This is a genomic window from Pseudochrobactrum sp. XF203 (genome assembly GCF_020341615.1).
Lineage (GTDB): Bacteria > Pseudomonadota > Alphaproteobacteria > Rhizobiales > Rhizobiaceae > Pseudochrobactrum > Pseudochrobactrum saccharolyticum.
The window spans coordinates 333,548-349,887 of record NZ_CP084392.1 but is presented as its reverse complement, the minus strand read 5'-3'; the positions used below and the strand labels follow the sequence as shown (position 1 = coordinate 349,887).

Genomic DNA, 16,340 nt, shown 5'->3' with positions numbered 1-16,340 from the left:
TTTCATAAAACCGCGCTGATTGTCAGGTGAAACGCTCCACCCCTATGGCTGTTGCCTCACCGCCGCCGATACAAATACTGGCAATGCCGCGCTGCAAATCATGGGTCTGTAAAGCTGCCAGTAATGTCACCAGAATACGGGCGCCTGATGCACCGATCGGATGACCGAGCGCACAGGCACCGCCATGAATATTCACTTTCTCCGCTGGCAGATTGAGCTCCTGCATTGCAGCCATTGTCACGACAGCAAAGGCCTCATTGATCTCGAAAAGATCGACATTATCCGCTGTCCAGCCGGTTTTCTCATAGAGTTTGCGCATGGCACCGATTGGCGCCGTGGCAAACAGGCGCGGCTCATGGGCATAGGATGTTTGCGCAACAATACGGGCAAGTGGTGTCAGCCCGCGTTTTTCTGCCTGCGAAAGACGCATCAGTACCAGTGCCGCCGCACCATCAGAAATAGAGCTGGAATTGGCTGCTGTAACCGTTCCGTCCTCACGAAAGGCAGGGCGCAGAAACGGAATTTTCTCCGGTCGTGCCTTGGCCGGTTGTTCATCCATATCAATCAGATGGGCGGAGTTACCGTTTCCGGTCACAACCGGCGCAATCTCCTTTGAGAAATAACCGCGCTCCAGTGCCGTCTGCGCACGTTTTAAAGAGCGTAGTGCAAACTCATCCTGCGCGGTGCGGCTGAACTGAAAGGCCTCGGCACAATCCTCGGCAAAACTGCCCATCAGACGGCCTTTTTCATAGGCATCTTCCAGCCCGTCGAGAAACATATGATCCGTGATTTTGCCATGCCCCATGCGATAGCCGCCACGGGCTTTATCCAGAAGATAGGGCGCATTGGTCATGCTCTCCATACCACCGGCCACGATAATATCCGCACTGCCACCGGCCAGCATATCATGTGCCAGCATCACCGCCTTCATACCGGAACCACACATTTTATTGATCGTCGTAGCCCCTGATGCCACAGGAATAGCGGCAGCAATCGCGGCTTGACGTGCCGGTGCCTGCCCCTGCCCCGCAGACAACACACAACCCAGCAAAGTCTCATCAATCTCGTGTGCAGCAATCCCTGCCCGCTCAATCGCGGCTTTGATTGCTGTTGCACCAAGTTCTGCCGCCGGCACCGTGCTAAAGGCACCCTGAAAAGCGCCCAGAGGTGTGCGTGCCATGCCGACAATAACCACAGGATCTGCCATCTGCGCGCCCTCCCAGAGTTGCATATTCAGATGAAGAAACATCGAGCCTAGCCCTAAGATCTATGGCAAAGAATGACAGTTTGGACTTTATTTTATGATCGGTTTTGCCATATCTTGTTATTCAGGAGCAGGAGGAGACGATGATCGGTCATGGCTTTGTTGATGATGCACTGACAGCCTTGCAACACTATGCACCTGCAAAAATACCGGATGTGCTGGCAGGCGCCGGTATTGATGCCAAGGCCTTACAACAACCGGATTTCAAACTGGATGCCGCACATTACAGCCGCCTCTGGCTGGCGATTGCGGAGGAAATTCAGTGTGAGTTTTTCCGCTTCGGCCAGCGTCCGATGCCGCCTGGCAGCTTTGCCATGCTCTGTCACGCAGCACTTTCCAGCGATAATCTCGAACATGCCATCCGCCGTTCTTTGCGCTTTTTTACCTTGCTGATCGGTGAGCCGAAGGGCGAATTGATCCTGCGCGATGGGCTGGCTGTTATTGTATTGCGCGAGGTCAGCCCTGCACGCCCTGCCTTTGCCTACCGTACCTTTTTTCTCATTCTTTACGGTGTGCTGTGCTGGCTCGTGAAACGGCGCCTGCCTATCCACGATATTGGTTTTCGTGGTGCGCCTCCGCCGGACAGGCCGGATTATCTGGATTTTTTCAGCACCAAAGTCCGTTTTTTCCAACAGGAGACCAGCCTTGCCTTTGATCCTGCTCTGTTGTCGCTGAAAATCCACCGCAGCAAAGCAGCCCTAAGGCAGTTTCTGGCACAGGCACCGGCCAATATTCTGCTGCGTTATCGCTATGATCGCGGCAGTGCTTCAGCGATCCACAAATTGCTGCGGGAAACACCGCCTGCCAGCTGGCCGGATTTTGCACAGGCGGCGCAACACCTGCATATATCCGAGCCGACATTACGCCGTCATCTGCGGGCAGACGGTATGAGCTATAGCAGTCTCAAGGAGGAGCTACGCCGCCAATATGCACTGAGCTGGTTGCAGAATACAGACAAACCTGTTGGCCTGATTGCAGCTGAACTCGGCTATACGGAGCCAAGTGCCTTTCACCGTGCGTTCAAAAAATGGACCGGCACCAGCCCCGCCCAATACAGATCATCCCGACTGTAATCAGAAATTCTTATCCGCGCTTACGGATACGCTGACCGGCTTTAAAAACAAAGCGGTCAATACCGGCACCATAGCGCTGAAAAACAGGCCAGAACCACGCCATAGTAATCGCGACAAACAGCCATGACAGCGTTACATCCGACAGAAAATGCGCGCCCATAACAACCCTGTTCAGTGAAAAAACCAAAGCTGCAAAACCGGTCACAATCAGCAACGGTCTTCGGTTAGCTCCGCCTAATACCAGCGGAATAGCAAGCATTGCCATAGCACTCGCTGATTCACCCGATGGAAATGAGCAACTGCTCTGACAGCTCTTGGCAATCTGCCATGCCGGACTGAAAAACGAACTGCCGCCGAATTCCATAATTTCATTCGGACGGGCACGGCCGACAAGATATTTCAAACCATGAACAATAGCTGCAGCACCGATAGCATAGACAGACAGAATATAAAGCAGCTTATGCGGTGCAGGCAGCCAGCGCCGGTTAAACAGACCTTGCAAGATCAGACAAGCAAGCAATGCAGGCACAATGATCGCCGGCAAAGTGCGGTGCAGATCACGTAATGTCAGTAAGAAACGGTTTTCATGTAGCGGAAACTGGCCTGCACGATCTGCAAACCAGCCGGAAACCGTAATATCGATAACCGGTATCACCATGAAGATAAAGCTGACAATCACTGCCAGTCTTATCAGTATGTTAAGTCTGTAATTGCCATGACGAATGGCAGAAACATTGCCGTGCAATGAACCGGCAGAACTGCGTATCAGTGCAGGCAGATTATTATTTATACCCATAGAAATTCACGCACGAATAAATACAATAAAAACAAAACATAAATGTAAATCATGAGGTAGCTTTCTCATGGGACGACACTCCGTCCGGCAAGCATCATATGTTGGCCTGTCAGTAAAAATTCACTTTTGTAAAGATTCCGTCTGATAGCTTGCGGTCGTTTTTGATTGTGCGGAAGAAATGAAGAAGACACAAGCGCATGTAACCGCTGCTTCCACTTGGCAGGTAGGTTCTTCTTATCCTGAAATTCTGACTGAAGCCCCGTATAGTATGACACTCAACAATTCTCGCTCACATTTATTACACGCGTTGATGTGCAGCAGAATTGTCAAGATTTAACCGGAATAAGATGTGATCCGGTTTAAGACTTACCGTCAAACAATATATTCAATATTATTTTTTTAAAATTTACCTATGAAAACTGTATTTTATGACAATTGCATAAAATATTACTCCGTATTACGGAATTACAAATCCAGATATTCTGAATTTATGCCACTGTCCCGTCCGGCTTATTCTCCGCCAGTTTGCGCGGAAAAATCATGGTCACGGAAGCTCCGCCCTCAGCCAGACTGGCCTGCTCCACTCTGCCGCCATGGGCAGTCACGATTGCACGGACAATTGACAAGCCCAGACCTGACCCGCCGGTTGCTCTTGCACGGGACGGCTCGCCACGCCAGAACACATCAATCGTATGACCGGAAAATTCCTGATCGAAGCCGGGTCCGCGATCAATAATGCGCAGAAAGGCTTCTTCTTTATTCAGATATCCGCTTTCACAGCGCAAATATCCGCCGGATGATGCATAACGGCAGGCATTTTCCAGAACCGCCAGCATGGCCTGCCGCAGACGCTGACTATCCGCCGGAATGATGGCTCGTTTCAGATTGGTTTCCAGCACCATTCCCGCTTCGGCGAGCAATGAGCGTGAAGCCTGCAAGACCTGCTCGGCCGCCTGTGCAATATCTGTATTACAGCGCTCGGTCACCAATTTCTGGCTGGCTGCAAGCGATAATGTACGCAGGTCATTGACCAGACGGGTCAAACCTTCCACCTGCATCAACAGGTCTTGAATCCGGTCATCATCCCGCGGGAAAATCTTATCGGCCATTCCCTGCAATATGCCCTGAACAATGGTCAGAGGCGTACGCAACTCGTGAGCAACCGCCATGGTGTTGAAGCGCAGACGGCGCTCCATATTCTCCAGCTCTTCTGCCAACGCATTGAAGCGCTCGATAAGCATCGCAACTTCGCTTGTGCCTTTAACCGTGTCTGGAACACGGACGGAAAAATCGCCTTCACGCAGGTTATTCACTACGCGTGTTAGCTTTTCCAAAGGGCTGCTGAATTTACGGGCAAGCCAATAACCGATGAGGCTGCAAATCAACGCAGCCCCAAGTCCGAATTTCAGCACCAGAAGATAAAGCTCAGCCTCTGCATCTTCGTATAAAGGCGTCAGTTGCTGGACAAGAGCCAGAAAATCGGCCTCTTTCGGAAGCTCCCCCCTGTCCAGCATCTCATAAGCGAGACGGGCATTATCACTGATCTGGCTCAGATATTGCTGCTCATACAGGCCTTGTACCCACATGACACCGAAGAAAATAATCGAAAAACTGAGCATCAGCATCGCTGCAGTGACCAGAGCTGAAACCGTACTCAGCGACAGGCGGGATAATTTCATCTTGGTTCTGCCAGACGGTAGCCAATACCACGTACCGCCGGAAACAGACCGGACGGCCCGCCTGATGCTTCAATTTTGCGGCGCAGATTGGCAATATGCGTATCAATGGTACGAACCAGCGCATCACTTTGCGGCAGGCAGGCATCCAGCAGATCATTGCGCGGAAATGCGTGGGTCGGACGCCGGATCATATGGGCGAGAATGCGAAACTCGCTCAGCGTTAACGGCAGCAGCTGCCGCTCCTCATCCGTATCGGTGAAAGCCGCATGGGCATCAAAATCAACCAGAATATTCTCAAAGCGGATTGCTGCATTGGCCGCATTATTACGGGTGCGGCGCAACACGGCATTCACCCGCGCCACAACTTCCTGCGGGTTGAACGGCTTAATCACATAATCATCCGCACCGAGGCGCAGACCTGAAAGACGATCCAGATCTTCTGCCAGCGCGCTGATCATAATTACCGGAATATTGCTTTCCCGCCTGATGCGCGCCAGAACTTCAAAACCGTCATATTTGGGCATTTTGACATCCAGCAGGATCAGATCCGGCGACAGCATGGCATGATGGCGCAATGCTATTTCGCCGTCAGAAGCACAGACTGTGCGGAACCCGTCACGGATGAGGTAAGCTTCGAGAATACCGGCAATTGCCGGTTCATCTTCAACAATCAGTATCAAGCCTTTGTCAAGCATTCCGCACCTTTTATACCGGGTTCGCACAAGGCAATATAGTTTGACAAATCAATATCAACCATCACCTGCATAGGGAAACAATTGCCAGTATAAGCTGAATGTCAAGATTTTGTGTGCGTCACGCCAAGCATCAAAAGGCGCATTCCTAATAAAGTGCCTGCATATTGCCGGTAAACATTATTTCCCGACAAATTGTCCGATTTCCGCCATTAAAAGAGAACCTGTTCAAAAGAACAAGTTCTCTGCACATTATTACAGTCAGACTGTCAATGCGTTCTCGATAGCCTGTTTTTCATCCGCCGTCAGATCAAGCCGGTTCAGATCTGCATCCAGCAGCACCGGCACGTCACATCCCTGTGGCAGCACAGCGAGCGCGGGTGTTTCATTCTTCTTATTTCCGGCTGCAACGCTCAGATAAAACGGCTCTTCTTTCTTCTTAAAACGGCTGGCACGCTTCTTCTTTTTACCCGCTTCATTCAGGTAGCTGTAAAACACATTACGCATACCATAATTCGACTGAATACCGGTCACGGTGACAGCAACGGGTTTAAGAGGCAGTGGTTTGCGGATTTTCTTATTCAGACCACGCGTTCTGAACATGGCCACAATCACAGCAATCGCGCCACCGATCAGCAGCACAGTGAAAACACCGAGCGTGAAAATGCGATCCCAGAGTTTTTCGATGCCCAGATCCAGTGTCACCAGTGACGGATCATCACCGGAGCGAACGATTTCCACATCATAGCCGGAGCGGTTCATGTCAAAAAACATGAAGCTGACGCTCTCCTGAACAGATTGACCCGCGCTGTCCTTGAAAACAATATCAGCTTTACAATCGGTCATAATCAGCTGGCGGGTTTTGCACTCGCCTTTGCGCAAGCTGGCATTCTCATCCACGACCGGATTCTGGCTGATTTTATAGTCGCGCAGAATACCCGGCCCTTGGTACCAGAGCAGAAACGCACCAAGCGCCATACAGACAATCATCGCAAAAGAGAGAATAATACCGCCGGAAAAGCCGGAATTTTTGATCTGAATTGCGCGGCGCGGAAACGCCTGTTCAAGAGCCTGCATATGAATAATGTCCTGATGCCTGATACGAAATGTTTTTTCCGCTATAACGAAAACCAGACACAGAGACCACCGGAAACCGTTTCACAAAACGCAAGCCCGCGTAAAAAAATTTGTGCAGGTCCGGTCAAACCCGCTCAGAAAAATGCTCCAAAGCCTTATTTGCCGGCATAAACGGCCCTGATTTTCAGATTTTTCTGGAACGCAGCCAGCACAGCCAGCGGCGAGCTATCGGATTGGGACACAGAAAAAGCCGGATCAAAAACCAGCTTTATCGCGGCCTTAGATTGCGGATGCGGCAGATCAGCAATCAGACGGCTGAGTGCCTGTTTGCCGTCGGCATCAATCATATTGGCTGACAATCCCGCAACAAAAGCCAGCGCCATAGAGCGATATTTTTCAACTTCCGGTTCCGGATCATCATTATAACCAATCATCCCGACGATAGTTGTCATAACATAATTTGCAAAGAAACCCTGATCGTCGAGCTCGGTCGAAATCTCACGAATTTTCATGGTTTCCAGAAACGAGCTTTGCGCCCCCAGAATATCAAAACGCGGCAATTCAGACAGCTCAACCGTCGCGGATGACAGCACTTCACCAATATACCGGCCGGAGAAACGCGCTTCATTCACGCGGAATATTTTACTGTCCTTATCCCATTGATAAGCCAGCTTCAGATCAAAACCATTCTTCTGAATTTTGCTTAAATAACGCATCGCAGGGAGACTGGACGGCCAGTATCCGACAGACTTGACAGAGATTTCAGCCCATTCCGGCCAGTATTCAGCGTCCTTTTCCAGCCGAGCACTGCGGATTTCAACGGTTTCGGCTGACCAGCTCTGATAGGTTCCGGCATCGATGGTGACATTGCTGAGTGTGCAGCCATCTGCACGATAGGTAATTTCAGCGCCGTCCAGAAGTGAAGACAAATCCGCCTCAGCGAAAATAGCCGCGCAAGGGCCCTCTGCCTTAACCTGTTCCTGCTTCTGCGGTTCTTCCGGATTTTGCTGTGCAAGCACTGTACCTGTCCATAAAACAGACAAAAGGCAGGCAGACAAAACCGGACGCAAAACAGACATAACAGGCTCCTCAAAATGCAACATCCCGCCGGTGTAACACCGGCAGGACGCAACAACAATTCTTTTCGGCTGCGAACGGTTTACTGTCCGAGACCGACAGCTTCCAGATATTTCATCGATTTTTTAATGTCATTATGGTCGCGCATTTCCAAAATCAGGCGCGGATTGCTGTCATATTGCTTGAGTGCTGCAAAGACAGCTTTCCAGTTGACTGTGCCGTCACCGGTTGCCCAGTGGCGGTCTGCATAACCATCCGCATCCTGCAAATGCACATGCTGCAAACGGTTGGCTGCGGCATGAACGAAATGATCAACCGGTGCCGCACCGGTATTGCCATGCGCATAATGCGCATGACCGGTATCAATAGAGACCGCTACGGCAGATGAATTGAAGCTGTCAGCCAGTTTCAGGCGCTCAAACGGATTGATATCTTCAATATTCTCGATAACAAAAGTCACGCCCATATTTTCTGCACGGCGAATAGCCGGTGCCAGAGTGAGATGGGTGTTTTCTGTGATTTCTTCACGGCCTTTAAAACCGTCATCCAGATGGTTATACGACCATGTGGTGAACGGGCTGTGGATCACAACCTGATCCGCGCCGAGGAATTCACAAACATCCAGCGCCTGATCAAGACGCTTCTGCACAACGGTACGCACATCCGGATCCGGTGTATCAATGGTGAAGCCCCAGAACGGGCCGTGAATGCCCAGACGCCCCTGATGCCCATCCAGCTGTTTCTTGATTTCTTCAGCCATCGGCTTCCAGTCGCCGATCAAAACATCAGCATTGATAAAGCTCTGGATTTCCAGATCACGCGGCTTTTCCAGATACCAGTCACGATGAACCGGCATTTCCTCAACCAGCAGGGCAGCACCAATAATCGGCAGTTCAGACATTGTCTCGTCCTCGATAATAATCAGATAGCCACACTCGTTGAAGGATGGCGCCAAAACGCAATGCACAATTCCATAATATGCATCGTCAGAGCGGTGCGGCAACTCTGCCGCCAACCGCATGGGCGCGCTCTTGCCTGTATTATATGTCAGGCATTTTACAGCCTTGTGCAAAATTGCTCAAAATTCAAAATTTCATAAATAATTCATACTGTTGCAACACAAAAACCCACCGTCAACAGAACGTCATGAAAAGATAAAATCAGATTTATACCCTTGTCATACAGAGAGCCTATTCCGCTGCCAGCCCATGCCGGCACGGTTTTCACCCCTGCTTTTAACGGCCGGACGGCATGACATTTCTGTCAACAACGGGAGACCTTTGATGGTTTCGATTAACCGGCGTAATGCACTCGGCCTGATCGGCTTCGGCGCAGCCTCTCTGACCCTGCCACGCTTTGCTATTGCGCAGAGCAATGACCGTCCTTCCATCACCATTGCGGTGCAAAAAGTATCCAATTCCAATACGCTTGATGTATTGCGCGAACAGTCCAATGTGGGCGAACGCGTTTTCTTCTCGCAATTGTGGGAAGCGCTGATCGGTCTTGATTATATGAATAATCTCGTTCGTGCACCGGCACTGGCGACCGAGTGGAAACGTATTGACGATCAGACTGTTGAACTGAAACTGCGCCAAGGCGTGAAATTCCACAACGGCGATGAAATGACCGCCGAAGATGTGGCCTTCACTTTCAGCACAGATCGTATGTTCGGTGACACCAAACCGAATACCGGCGAAACCCTGCGCGTTCTGGAAATGAACCCGACCAACCATGAGAGCAAAGAACTGCCGCCGGAAGTGCCAGCCACAGCGCGCCGCAATTTCCCGTCGCTGCTCGGCGTTGAGATCGTTGATAAATATACTGTGCGCTTCAAAAACGGTACACCGGATATTACACTGGAAGGCCGTATTTCCCGTTACGGCAGCCAGATTATGAACCGCCGCGCTTTTGAAGAAGCCAGCAGCTATCTGGACTGGGCACGCAAGCCTGTGACCACCGGCCCTTATAAGATCGTTGAATTCAAACCGGATAATTATCTGCAGCTTGAAGCCCATGACGACTATTGGGGTGGACGTCCGCCGCTGAAAAGCATCCGCTTTGTCGAAGTGCCGGAAGTCGCTTCCCGCGTCAATGGCCTGCTCTCCGGTGAATATGATTTCGCCTGCGATATCCCGCCGGATCAGATCGAAACCATCGAGAAAAATCCGGAATTCGAAGTGCTCGGCGGCGCGGTGCTCAATCATCGTCTGACCGTGTTTGACAAGAACCATCCGCAGCTTGCCAATCCGCTGATCCGCCGCGCCTTCACCCATGCGATTGACCGTCAGGCTATCGTCGACAGCCTCTGGGCAGGCCGCACAGAAATTCCGGCCGGTCTGCAATGGGCCTATTATGATGACATGTTCATCAAGGACTGGACTGTGCCGGAATATAATCCGGACCTCGCCCGCCAGCTGCTCAAAGAAGCCGGTTATAAAGGCGATCCGATCCCTTACCGCCTGCTCAACAATTACTACACCAACCAGACCGCAACCGGTCAGATTCTGGTGGAGATGTGGCAGCAGGCCGGTCTCAATGTTGAGATCGAGATGAAGGAAAACTGGCAGCAGGTACTGGAACAGACCCCGACCCGTGCGGTGCGTGACTGGTCAAACTCTGCGCCGTTCAATGATCCGGTTTCTTCCATTGTCAGCCAGCATGGCCCGAACGGCCAGCAGCAGCAGGTCGGCGAATGGACCAATAAGGAAATGAACGAACTGTCCGGTTTCCTTGAAACCAGCATGGATCAGGGCAAACGCCGTGAAGCCTTCAAGCGGATGCTGGAAATCTGCGAGCGTGAAGATCCGGCCTATACGCTGCTGCATCAGAACGCGACTTTCACCGCCAAACGTAAATCCGTGAAGTGGAAAGCCGCACCGGCCTTCGCCATGGAATTCCGTAAAAACAACTGGGGCTAAGCCCTGTGAGCCATGCGGGTGTCACCATCCGCATGGCTTTTTTTGTTTCATTCTCTGCTTCGGCATTTGATGCCGTTATTTATGACAGGAGCGCGTCGATGGCTTTGGTCGAGATCGCCGATCTGAAAGTGGCTTTTGACGGCGTGCAGGTTTTGCACGGTATCAATCTGAAAATCGAAAAAGGCGAAGCCGTCGGGCTGGTCGGAGAATCCGGTTGCGGGAAATCCGTGACATGGCTCGCCGCACTCGGGTTGCTGCCGAAAAAAGCCACCGTCTCCGGCTCGGTCATCATTGATGGTGCCAATCTTGTAGGCGCACCACGACGCAAGCTGGAATCTGTGCGCGGTGCCCGCATTGCCATGATTTTTCAGGATCCGTCTTCTTCACTCAATCCGGTAATCCGTATCGGCAAGCAAATCGAAGAAGCGGTGAAACTCCATCGCGGTATTTCCGGTGCGGCTGCGCGCAAAGAAGCGCTGCGCCTGCTGGAACTGGTTGGCATCCCCGATGCTGCCCGTCGCCTTGATAATTTTCCCCATGAGTTTTCCGGCGGACAGAACCAGCGCCTGATGATCGCCATGGCACTTGCCGGTGAGCCGGATTTGCTGATTGCCGATGAGCCAACCACGGCGCTGGACGCCACTATTCAGGCGCAGGTGCTCGACCTGCTTGCCCGTATCCGTCAGGAAACCGGCATGGCGATTGTGTTTATCAGCCATGATCTGGGTGCTGTTTCGCAAATCTGCGAACGCGTCTGCGTGATGTATGCCGGACGCATGATCGAGAAAAGCTCGACAGAGGCGCTGTTTGCACAACCGCGCCATCCCTATACACGCGGGCTGTTTGATGCGATCCCGCGCATTGACGGCGGGCGTGAACGTCTTGTTCCGATTGAAGGTACTGTGCCGGAACCGGGAAAACTGCCGAAAGGCTGTGCTTTTTCTCCGCGCTGCAACCGTGCGGAAAATCGTTGCAAAAGCGATCTGCCGCCTTTGACCGGCAATCAGGATGATCGTTATGTCGCCTGTTTCCGCCCGGTCGAAATACGCGACACTGTTATTCCTGCCGCACCGGTCGTACCGGCTGCATTCATTGCCCCTGCGTCAGCAACACAGCAGCAGGTGCTGTCATGAACAAACCGCTGCTCGAAGCCAAAAACCTAAGCAAAATCTATACCTCAAAGCGCGGATTGTTTGCCAAGCCCACAGAAGTCAAAGCCGTTGATGCGGTGAGCCTGTCCATACAAAAAGGCAAAACACTGGGTATTGTCGGCGAAAGCGGCTCCGGCAAATCCACCACCGGTCGCCTGCTGCTGGGGCTGGAGCGTCCGAGTACCGGTGAAGTGCATTTTGACGGTGAGGTTCTGCCGCCTGCACGCACCAATGAATGGCGGGCTTTGCGCAAACGCATGCAGCTTGTCTATCAGGACCCGCTGGCTGCCCTCGACCGCCGCCTGACTATTGCCACACAGATTGAAGAACCGCTGCTGATCCACGGTATTGGCAACAAAGAAAGCCGTGCAGCACGGGTGAAAGAGCTGATGCAGTCCGTTGGCCTGATGCCGCACCATGCAGCGCGCTTTCCCCACGAGCTTTCCGGTGGGCAGCGCCAACGTGTAGTGATTGCCCGTGCCATTGCCTGTAATCCCGAACTGCTGGTTTGCGACGAAGCCGTCTCTGCACTGGATGTCTCCATTCAGGCGCAGGTGGTCAATCTGCTGCGCGATCTGCAGGAGAAAAACGGTATTGCCATGGTGTTTATCAGCCATGATCTGAAAGTGGTGCGCAATATCAGTGACCGCGTGGCCGTGATGTATCTGGGACGGATCGTTGAAGAAGCACCGTCCGATGTGATTTTTCAGGCACCCCAGCATCCTTATACGCAGGCTCTGGTTTCCAGCATTCCCGTGCCCGGAACTTTATTGAGCAATCGCATTATCCTGCAGGGCGAACCGCCAAATCCGGCAGCCAGACCAAGCGGCTGCGCCTTTCATCCGCGCTGCCGTTTTGCCTCGGAGCGCTGCCGCACCGATGTGCCGGAAACCTTGCACACCGGCAATGAGCATAGTGTTGCCTGTCATTTGTATGACAAGGGGCAAACAAGCCATCTTTATGACGGTGCATCGCAACCCGTAGCATTAGCCGGATAACAGGACAGACTGATGATTTCCTTTTTCCTCACCCGTCTGTTGCGGGCTTTTATTACGGTCATGCTGGTTGTGACCTTTGCCTTTATTGTACTGCGCATGTCCGGCGACCCGGCACAGATCATTCTCGGCCCCGATGCACCGCCGCAGGCGATTGAAGCTTTCCGTAAGGCATGGGGGCTGGATCAGCCGATCCTTGTTCAATATTTCAGCTATTTCGGTGCTATTTTTCAGGGCGATCTCGGTGTCTCCATGCGTGACGGCCAGAAAGCGATTGATCTGGTTGCCGAGCGTATTCCGGCCACGCTGATGCTGACCATTCCGACCTTGCTGCTCAATCTGGCCATCGGCATTCCTGCCGGTGTTTATGCGGCACTCCATCGCGACAGCATTATCGACCGGCTGGTGATGATGACCGCCATTATCGGCTTTACCCTGCCGAATTTCGTGCTCGGTCTGGTGCTGGTGCTGATCTTCTCCGTGACACTGAAATGGCTGCCATCCGGCGGCAGTGATACATGGATGCATGCCATTCTGCCGGTGCTGACAATGAGCATTGCCGGTGCCGCCATTCTCGCCCGTTTTGCCCGCAGTGCGATGATAGAAATTCTCGGCCAACCCTATATCCGCACCGCCAGCGCCAAAGGTGTGCGCTGGGGCGATGTCATCCGCAATCACGCATTGCCCAATGCAGCTATCCCCATTGTGACACTGGTCGGCTTCATGGTCGGCTCACTCGTTGCTGGCGCAGTGGTGATTGAATCCCTGTTCTCATGGCCGGGTGTCGGGCGCCTGCTGGTGGTTGCCGTTTCCAATCGTGATCTCGCAGTAGTGCAGTGCATCCTGCTGCTGATTGCCTCCACCATGGTGCTGTCAAACTTCGTTGTTGACCTGCTCTATGGTTTTCTCGATCCGCGCCTGCGCGATAATCAGGCCAAAGCGTAAAGGAACCGGCTGATGTCTGAACTCTCAATCAGTGACAGTACCGCCGTTCCCGTGGTCAATGTCCATCAACGCAAAAAGAAACGCATCCCGCTGCTGGTGATACTGTCGCTGATCTGGTTTGCCGCGATGATCATCATCGCTATCACGGCTGACTGGATCCGCCCTTACAGCATTACGGCAATGGATCTCAAAAGCCGCCTTGTGATGCCAGGTCACCCGCAACACTGGCTCGGTACGGATGAGGTCGGGCGTGATGTGCTCTCCCGCCTGATTGAATCCATCCGTGTCTCCCTGCTGATTGCTTTTGGTGCCACGATTATTTCCACCCTGCTCGGCACCACAGTCGGCTTTCTTGCTGCTAATTTCCGCAAGACTGTGGAGCAGGTGGTGCTGACACTGGCAGATTTTCAGGCGGCATTGCCATTCCTGATCCTCGCTTTGTCGGTGCTGGCTTTCTTTGGCAATTCCATGGTGCTGCTGGTTTGCCTGATGGGGCTTTACGGCTGGGAGCGCTATGCGCGTATCGCCCGTGGTCTGGCTATTTCCGCGAGTTCACAAGGCTATGCCGCCGCAGTCACACAGCTTGGCGCCAAACAATCATGGGTCTATCTGCGCCATATTCTGCCGAATATTGCCTCGACACTGATCGTCTCCATGACCCTGACTTTCCCCGAAATCATTCTGCTGGAAAGCAGCCTGTCCTTCTTAGGTCTCGGCGTGCAGCCACCAAAATCCAGCCTCGGCAATATGGTCGGCTACGGCCGTGAATATCTGACCACCGCGCCGTGGATCATGCTGACACCAGCCTTTGTGATCATGTTCACCACATTGTCAATTTCGATCCTTGGTGACTGGCTGCGCGACAAGCTCGACCCGACCATTCGATAACAGAAAGATCAATCATGACACGTATTATCGGCCATCGCGGCGCGCGTAATCTCTGGCCTGAAAATTCACTCTCCGGTTTTCGCAAAACCGCTGATCTCAATATTGCCGGTGTGGAATTTGATCTGCATCTGACCAATGCCGGTGAAGTGGTTGTGCTGCATGATCCGACTTTGGAGCGCACCACCCATGGCGTCGGCGATGTCGCGGAACTTTCCAAACAGGCACGTAAGAACACGATTTTACGTGAAAGTATGGATGAGCATATTCCGTTGTTTGAAGAGGTTCTGGAAATCTTCAAACCGACCGGCATGGAATTGCATGTGGAACTGAAGAACCGCGTCAATGGCGATCTCTATGACGGTCTGACTGATGCGGCTGTGCAGATTATCCGCGCACAGGGCATGGAAGACCAATGCATTCTCACCGGCTTTACCCGTCGGGTATTAGAGCAAGTAAAAGATATTGCACCGGAAATGCGCCGCCTCGCCTCGCTCAATGTTTTCAGCGCCACTATTCTCGGCGGATTACAGGAAGCGCTCGACTATTTCGACAGCCATGCCGATATTCTGGCCGTTGAAAAAGCCCTGCTTGCCCATAGCTGGGATGCAATTACCGATCGGATTGCACCGGAACGTCTGGGCGTGTGGGTACCGAATACCGAGCCGGAGCTGGAATTCTGGAAGAACACAGCAATCCGTCAGATCACCACAGACCGGCCTGATCTTGCATAATGATGTTCTGTATCCCGTTTATCGAAAAGATAAACGGGATTATTATATACAATATTGTCGACAATTTATCTTTTTTAATGATAATCCCCTTATCCCTCTTGCAGAAACACCGAAAACCGGCCTGACTGCGCACTGAGGGTAAAAATAACGGGAGAGATTATGACTGAGCGCACTTATTACGCCCCCAAGGGCGGCGCACCGATGCAGACGCAATTGCTGAGCGATCGTGCCGTATTCACCGAAGCCTATGCGGTTATCCCAAAAGGCGTAATGATGGATATTGTTACATCCTGCCTGCCATTCTGGGATAAAACCCGCGTCTGGATACTCTCCCGTCCGCTCTCCGGTTTTGCCGAGAGTTTTGCGCAATATATTGTGGAACTGGAACCGCAGGGCGGCAGTGACAAGCCTGAACCTGATCCGGATGCCGAAGCCGGTATTTTTGTGGTTGAGGGCAATATTGTCATTACGCTTGACGGCAAAGACCATGCCATGCGTGCAGGCAGCTATGCGTTTCTGCCTCCGAAAAGCCTCTGGACTGTGCGCAATCAAAGCGATGCACCGGCGCGTTTCCACTGGATCAGAAAGAGCTATGAATATGTAAACGGGCTGGACGTTCCGGAAGCCTTTTTCAAGCATGAATCCGAAGTCGAGCCGGTTGCCATGCCGGACACCGACGGCAAATGGGCGACCACCCGTTTTGTTGATCCGTCTGATTTGCGACATGACATGCATGTCAATATTGTCACTTTTGAACCAGGTGCCATTATTCCGTTTACCGAGACCCATGTAATGGAACACGGCCTCTATGTGCTGGAAGGCAAGGCAGTCTACCGTCTCAATCAGGACTGGGTGGAGGTGGAAGCCGGTGACTATATGTGGCTGCGCGCTTTCTGCCCGCAGGCTTGCTATGCCGGCGGCCCCGGAAAGTTCCGTTATCTGCTCTATAAGGACGTGAATCGTCACGTAAAGCTGAAGCTCTGACGCCGGATCAGCAATAATATTTTTTATAACAGCCGCCGGTTTTACACAGACCGAGCGGCTGTATCTTTTT

15 protein-coding genes are annotated in these 16,340 nt (G+C 52.3%); 8 read left to right on the top strand and 7 right to left on the bottom strand.

The window, feature by feature from the left end; translation table 11 throughout:
* Positions 1-22 precede the first annotated feature (22 nt).
* Positions 23-1,207 (bottom strand): acetyl-CoA C-acyltransferase, encoded by a 1,185-nt coding sequence (locus LDL70_RS01465; protein ID WP_225688305.1) that lies wholly within the window; start codon positions 1,205-1,207, stop codon positions 23-25.
* A 140-nt stretch (positions 1,208-1,347) separates the two neighbouring features.
* Here LDL70_RS01465 and LDL70_RS01460 point away from each other — a divergent pair, with 140 nt between their 5' ends.
* Positions 1,348-2,337 carry an AraC family transcriptional regulator gene (locus LDL70_RS01460; RefSeq protein WP_225686234.1) on the top strand — a complete coding sequence of 330 codons (990 nt, stop codon included), beginning with the start codon at positions 1,348-1,350 and terminating at the stop codon, positions 2,335-2,337.
* 10 nt (positions 2,338-2,347) lie between these two features.
* Here LDL70_RS01460 and LDL70_RS01455 read toward each other — a convergent pair whose 3' ends face one another.
* The 6 genes from LDL70_RS01455 to LDL70_RS01430 all read right to left on the bottom strand — a co-directional run bounded on the left by LDL70_RS01455 (position 2,348) and on the right by LDL70_RS01430 (position 8,559).
* Positions 2,348-3,133 (bottom strand): phosphatase PAP2 family protein, encoded by a 786-nt coding sequence (locus tag LDL70_RS01455; RefSeq protein ID WP_225686226.1) that lies wholly within the window; start codon positions 3,131-3,133, stop codon positions 2,348-2,350.
* 488 nt (positions 3,134-3,621) lie between these two features.
* Positions 3,622-4,812 (bottom strand): ATP-binding protein, encoded by a 1,191-nt coding sequence (locus LDL70_RS01450; RefSeq protein ID WP_225686218.1) that lies wholly within the window; start codon positions 4,810-4,812, stop codon positions 3,622-3,624.
* Positions 4,809-5,507, bottom strand: coding sequence for a response regulator transcription factor (locus LDL70_RS01445; RefSeq protein WP_022710844.1), 699 nt, complete (start codon positions 5,505-5,507; stop codon positions 4,809-4,811). Before LDL70_RS01445 ends, LDL70_RS01450 begins: the two co-directional genes overlap by 4 nt.
* A gap of 258 nt (positions 5,508-5,765) precedes the next feature.
* A complete protein-coding gene (locus LDL70_RS01440; protein ID WP_022710843.1) occupies positions 5,766-6,581 on the bottom strand; it encodes a hypothetical protein in 816 nt (271 codons plus the stop codon).
* Positions 6,582-6,736: 155 nt separating this feature from the next.
* Positions 6,737-7,660 carry a hypothetical protein gene (locus tag LDL70_RS01435; RefSeq protein WP_225686216.1) on the bottom strand — a complete coding sequence of 308 codons (924 nt, stop codon included), beginning with the start codon at positions 7,658-7,660 and terminating at the stop codon, positions 6,737-6,739.
* An 80-nt stretch (positions 7,661-7,740) separates the two neighbouring features.
* Positions 7,741-8,559 carry a sugar phosphate isomerase/epimerase gene (locus LDL70_RS01430; RefSeq protein WP_213599778.1) on the bottom strand — a complete coding sequence of 273 codons (819 nt, stop codon included), beginning with the start codon at positions 8,557-8,559 and terminating at the stop codon, positions 7,741-7,743.
* 382 nt (positions 8,560-8,941) lie between these two features.
* On the opposite strand from LDL70_RS01430, the gene LDL70_RS01425 reads away from it, so the two are divergent.
* The 7 genes from LDL70_RS01425 (at position 8,942) to LDL70_RS01395 (ending at position 16,270) form a co-directional block, all read left to right on the top strand.
* Positions 8,942-10,576, top strand: coding sequence for an ABC transporter substrate-binding protein (locus LDL70_RS01425; protein WP_225686214.1), 1,635 nt, complete (start codon positions 8,942-8,944; stop codon positions 10,574-10,576).
* Positions 10,577-10,674: 98 nt separating this feature from the next.
* Entirely contained in the window at positions 10,675-11,709 is a 1,035-nt protein-coding gene (locus tag LDL70_RS01420; protein WP_225688303.1) for an ABC transporter ATP-binding protein, read from the top strand.
* A complete protein-coding gene (locus LDL70_RS01415; protein ID WP_225686212.1) occupies positions 11,706-12,725 on the top strand; it encodes an ABC transporter ATP-binding protein in 1,020 nt (339 codons plus the stop codon). The genes LDL70_RS01420 and LDL70_RS01415 overlap by 4 nt, the downstream gene beginning before the upstream one ends.
* Before the next feature lie 12 nt (positions 12,726-12,737).
* Positions 12,738-13,667 (top strand): ABC transporter permease, encoded by a 930-nt coding sequence (locus tag LDL70_RS01410; RefSeq protein WP_075654182.1) that lies wholly within the window; start codon positions 12,738-12,740, stop codon positions 13,665-13,667.
* A 12-nt stretch (positions 13,668-13,679) separates the two neighbouring features.
* The gene (locus tag LDL70_RS01405) at positions 13,680-14,555 is read left to right on the top strand and encodes an ABC transporter permease (protein ID WP_225686204.1); all 876 of its coding nucleotides are present in this window, start codon (positions 13,680-13,682) and stop codon (positions 14,553-14,555) included.
* A gap of 14 nt (positions 14,556-14,569) precedes the next feature.
* Entirely contained in the window at positions 14,570-15,286 is a 717-nt protein-coding gene (locus LDL70_RS01400; protein ID WP_225686202.1) for a glycerophosphodiester phosphodiesterase family protein, read from the top strand.
* A gap of 159 nt (positions 15,287-15,445) precedes the next feature.
* The gene (locus tag LDL70_RS01395; protein ID WP_225686200.1) at positions 15,446-16,270 is read left to right on the top strand and encodes a bifunctional allantoicase/(S)-ureidoglycine aminohydrolase; all 825 of its coding nucleotides are present in this window, start codon (positions 15,446-15,448) and stop codon (positions 16,268-16,270) included.
* Positions 16,271-16,340 lie beyond the last annotated feature (70 nt).

What these genes read in the sequence shown, in the direction of transcription:
- LDL70_RS01395 (WP_225686200.1), top strand. Translation starts at nt 15,446, where the DNA reads ATGACTGAGCGCACTTATTACGCCCCCAAGGGCGGCGCACCGATGCAG.
- LDL70_RS01440 (WP_022710843.1), bottom strand. Translation starts at nt 6,581, where the DNA reads ATGCAGGCTCTTGAACAGGCGTTTCCGCGCCGCGCAATTCAGATCAAA.
- LDL70_RS01415 (WP_225686212.1), top strand. Translation starts at nt 11,706, where the DNA reads ATGAACAAACCGCTGCTCGAAGCCAAAAACCTAAGCAAAATCTATACC.
- LDL70_RS01435 (WP_225686216.1), bottom strand. Translation starts at nt 7,660, where the DNA reads ATGTCTGTTTTGCGTCCGGTTTTGTCTGCCTGCCTTTTGTCTGTTTTA.
- LDL70_RS01425 (WP_225686214.1), top strand. Translation starts at nt 8,942, where the DNA reads ATGGTTTCGATTAACCGGCGTAATGCACTCGGCCTGATCGGCTTCGGC.
- LDL70_RS01460 (WP_225686234.1), top strand. Translation starts at nt 1,348, where the DNA reads ATGATCGGTCATGGCTTTGTTGATGATGCACTGACAGCCTTGCAACAC.
- LDL70_RS01465 (WP_225688305.1), bottom strand. Translation starts at nt 1,207, where the DNA reads ATGGCAGATCCTGTGGTTATTGTCGGCATGGCACGCACACCTCTGGGC.
- LDL70_RS01455 (WP_225686226.1), bottom strand. Translation starts at nt 3,133, where the DNA reads ATGGGTATAAATAATAATCTGCCTGCACTGATACGCAGTTCTGCCGGT.
- LDL70_RS01410 (WP_075654182.1), top strand. Translation starts at nt 12,738, where the DNA reads ATGATTTCCTTTTTCCTCACCCGTCTGTTGCGGGCTTTTATTACGGTC.
- LDL70_RS01450 (WP_225686218.1), bottom strand. Translation starts at nt 4,812, where the DNA reads ATGAAATTATCCCGCCTGTCGCTGAGTACGGTTTCAGCTCTGGTCACT.
- LDL70_RS01400 (WP_225686202.1), top strand. Translation starts at nt 14,570, where the DNA reads ATGACACGTATTATCGGCCATCGCGGCGCGCGTAATCTCTGGCCTGAA.
- LDL70_RS01445 (WP_022710844.1), bottom strand. Translation starts at nt 5,507, where the DNA reads ATGCTTGACAAAGGCTTGATACTGATTGTTGAAGATGAACCGGCAATT.
- LDL70_RS01430 (WP_213599778.1), bottom strand. Translation starts at nt 8,559, where the DNA reads ATGTCTGAACTGCCGATTATTGGTGCTGCCCTGCTGGTTGAGGAAATG.
- LDL70_RS01420 (WP_225688303.1), top strand. Translation starts at nt 10,675, where the DNA reads ATGGCTTTGGTCGAGATCGCCGATCTGAAAGTGGCTTTTGACGGCGTG.
- LDL70_RS01405 (WP_225686204.1), top strand. Translation starts at nt 13,680, where the DNA reads ATGTCTGAACTCTCAATCAGTGACAGTACCGCCGTTCCCGTGGTCAAT.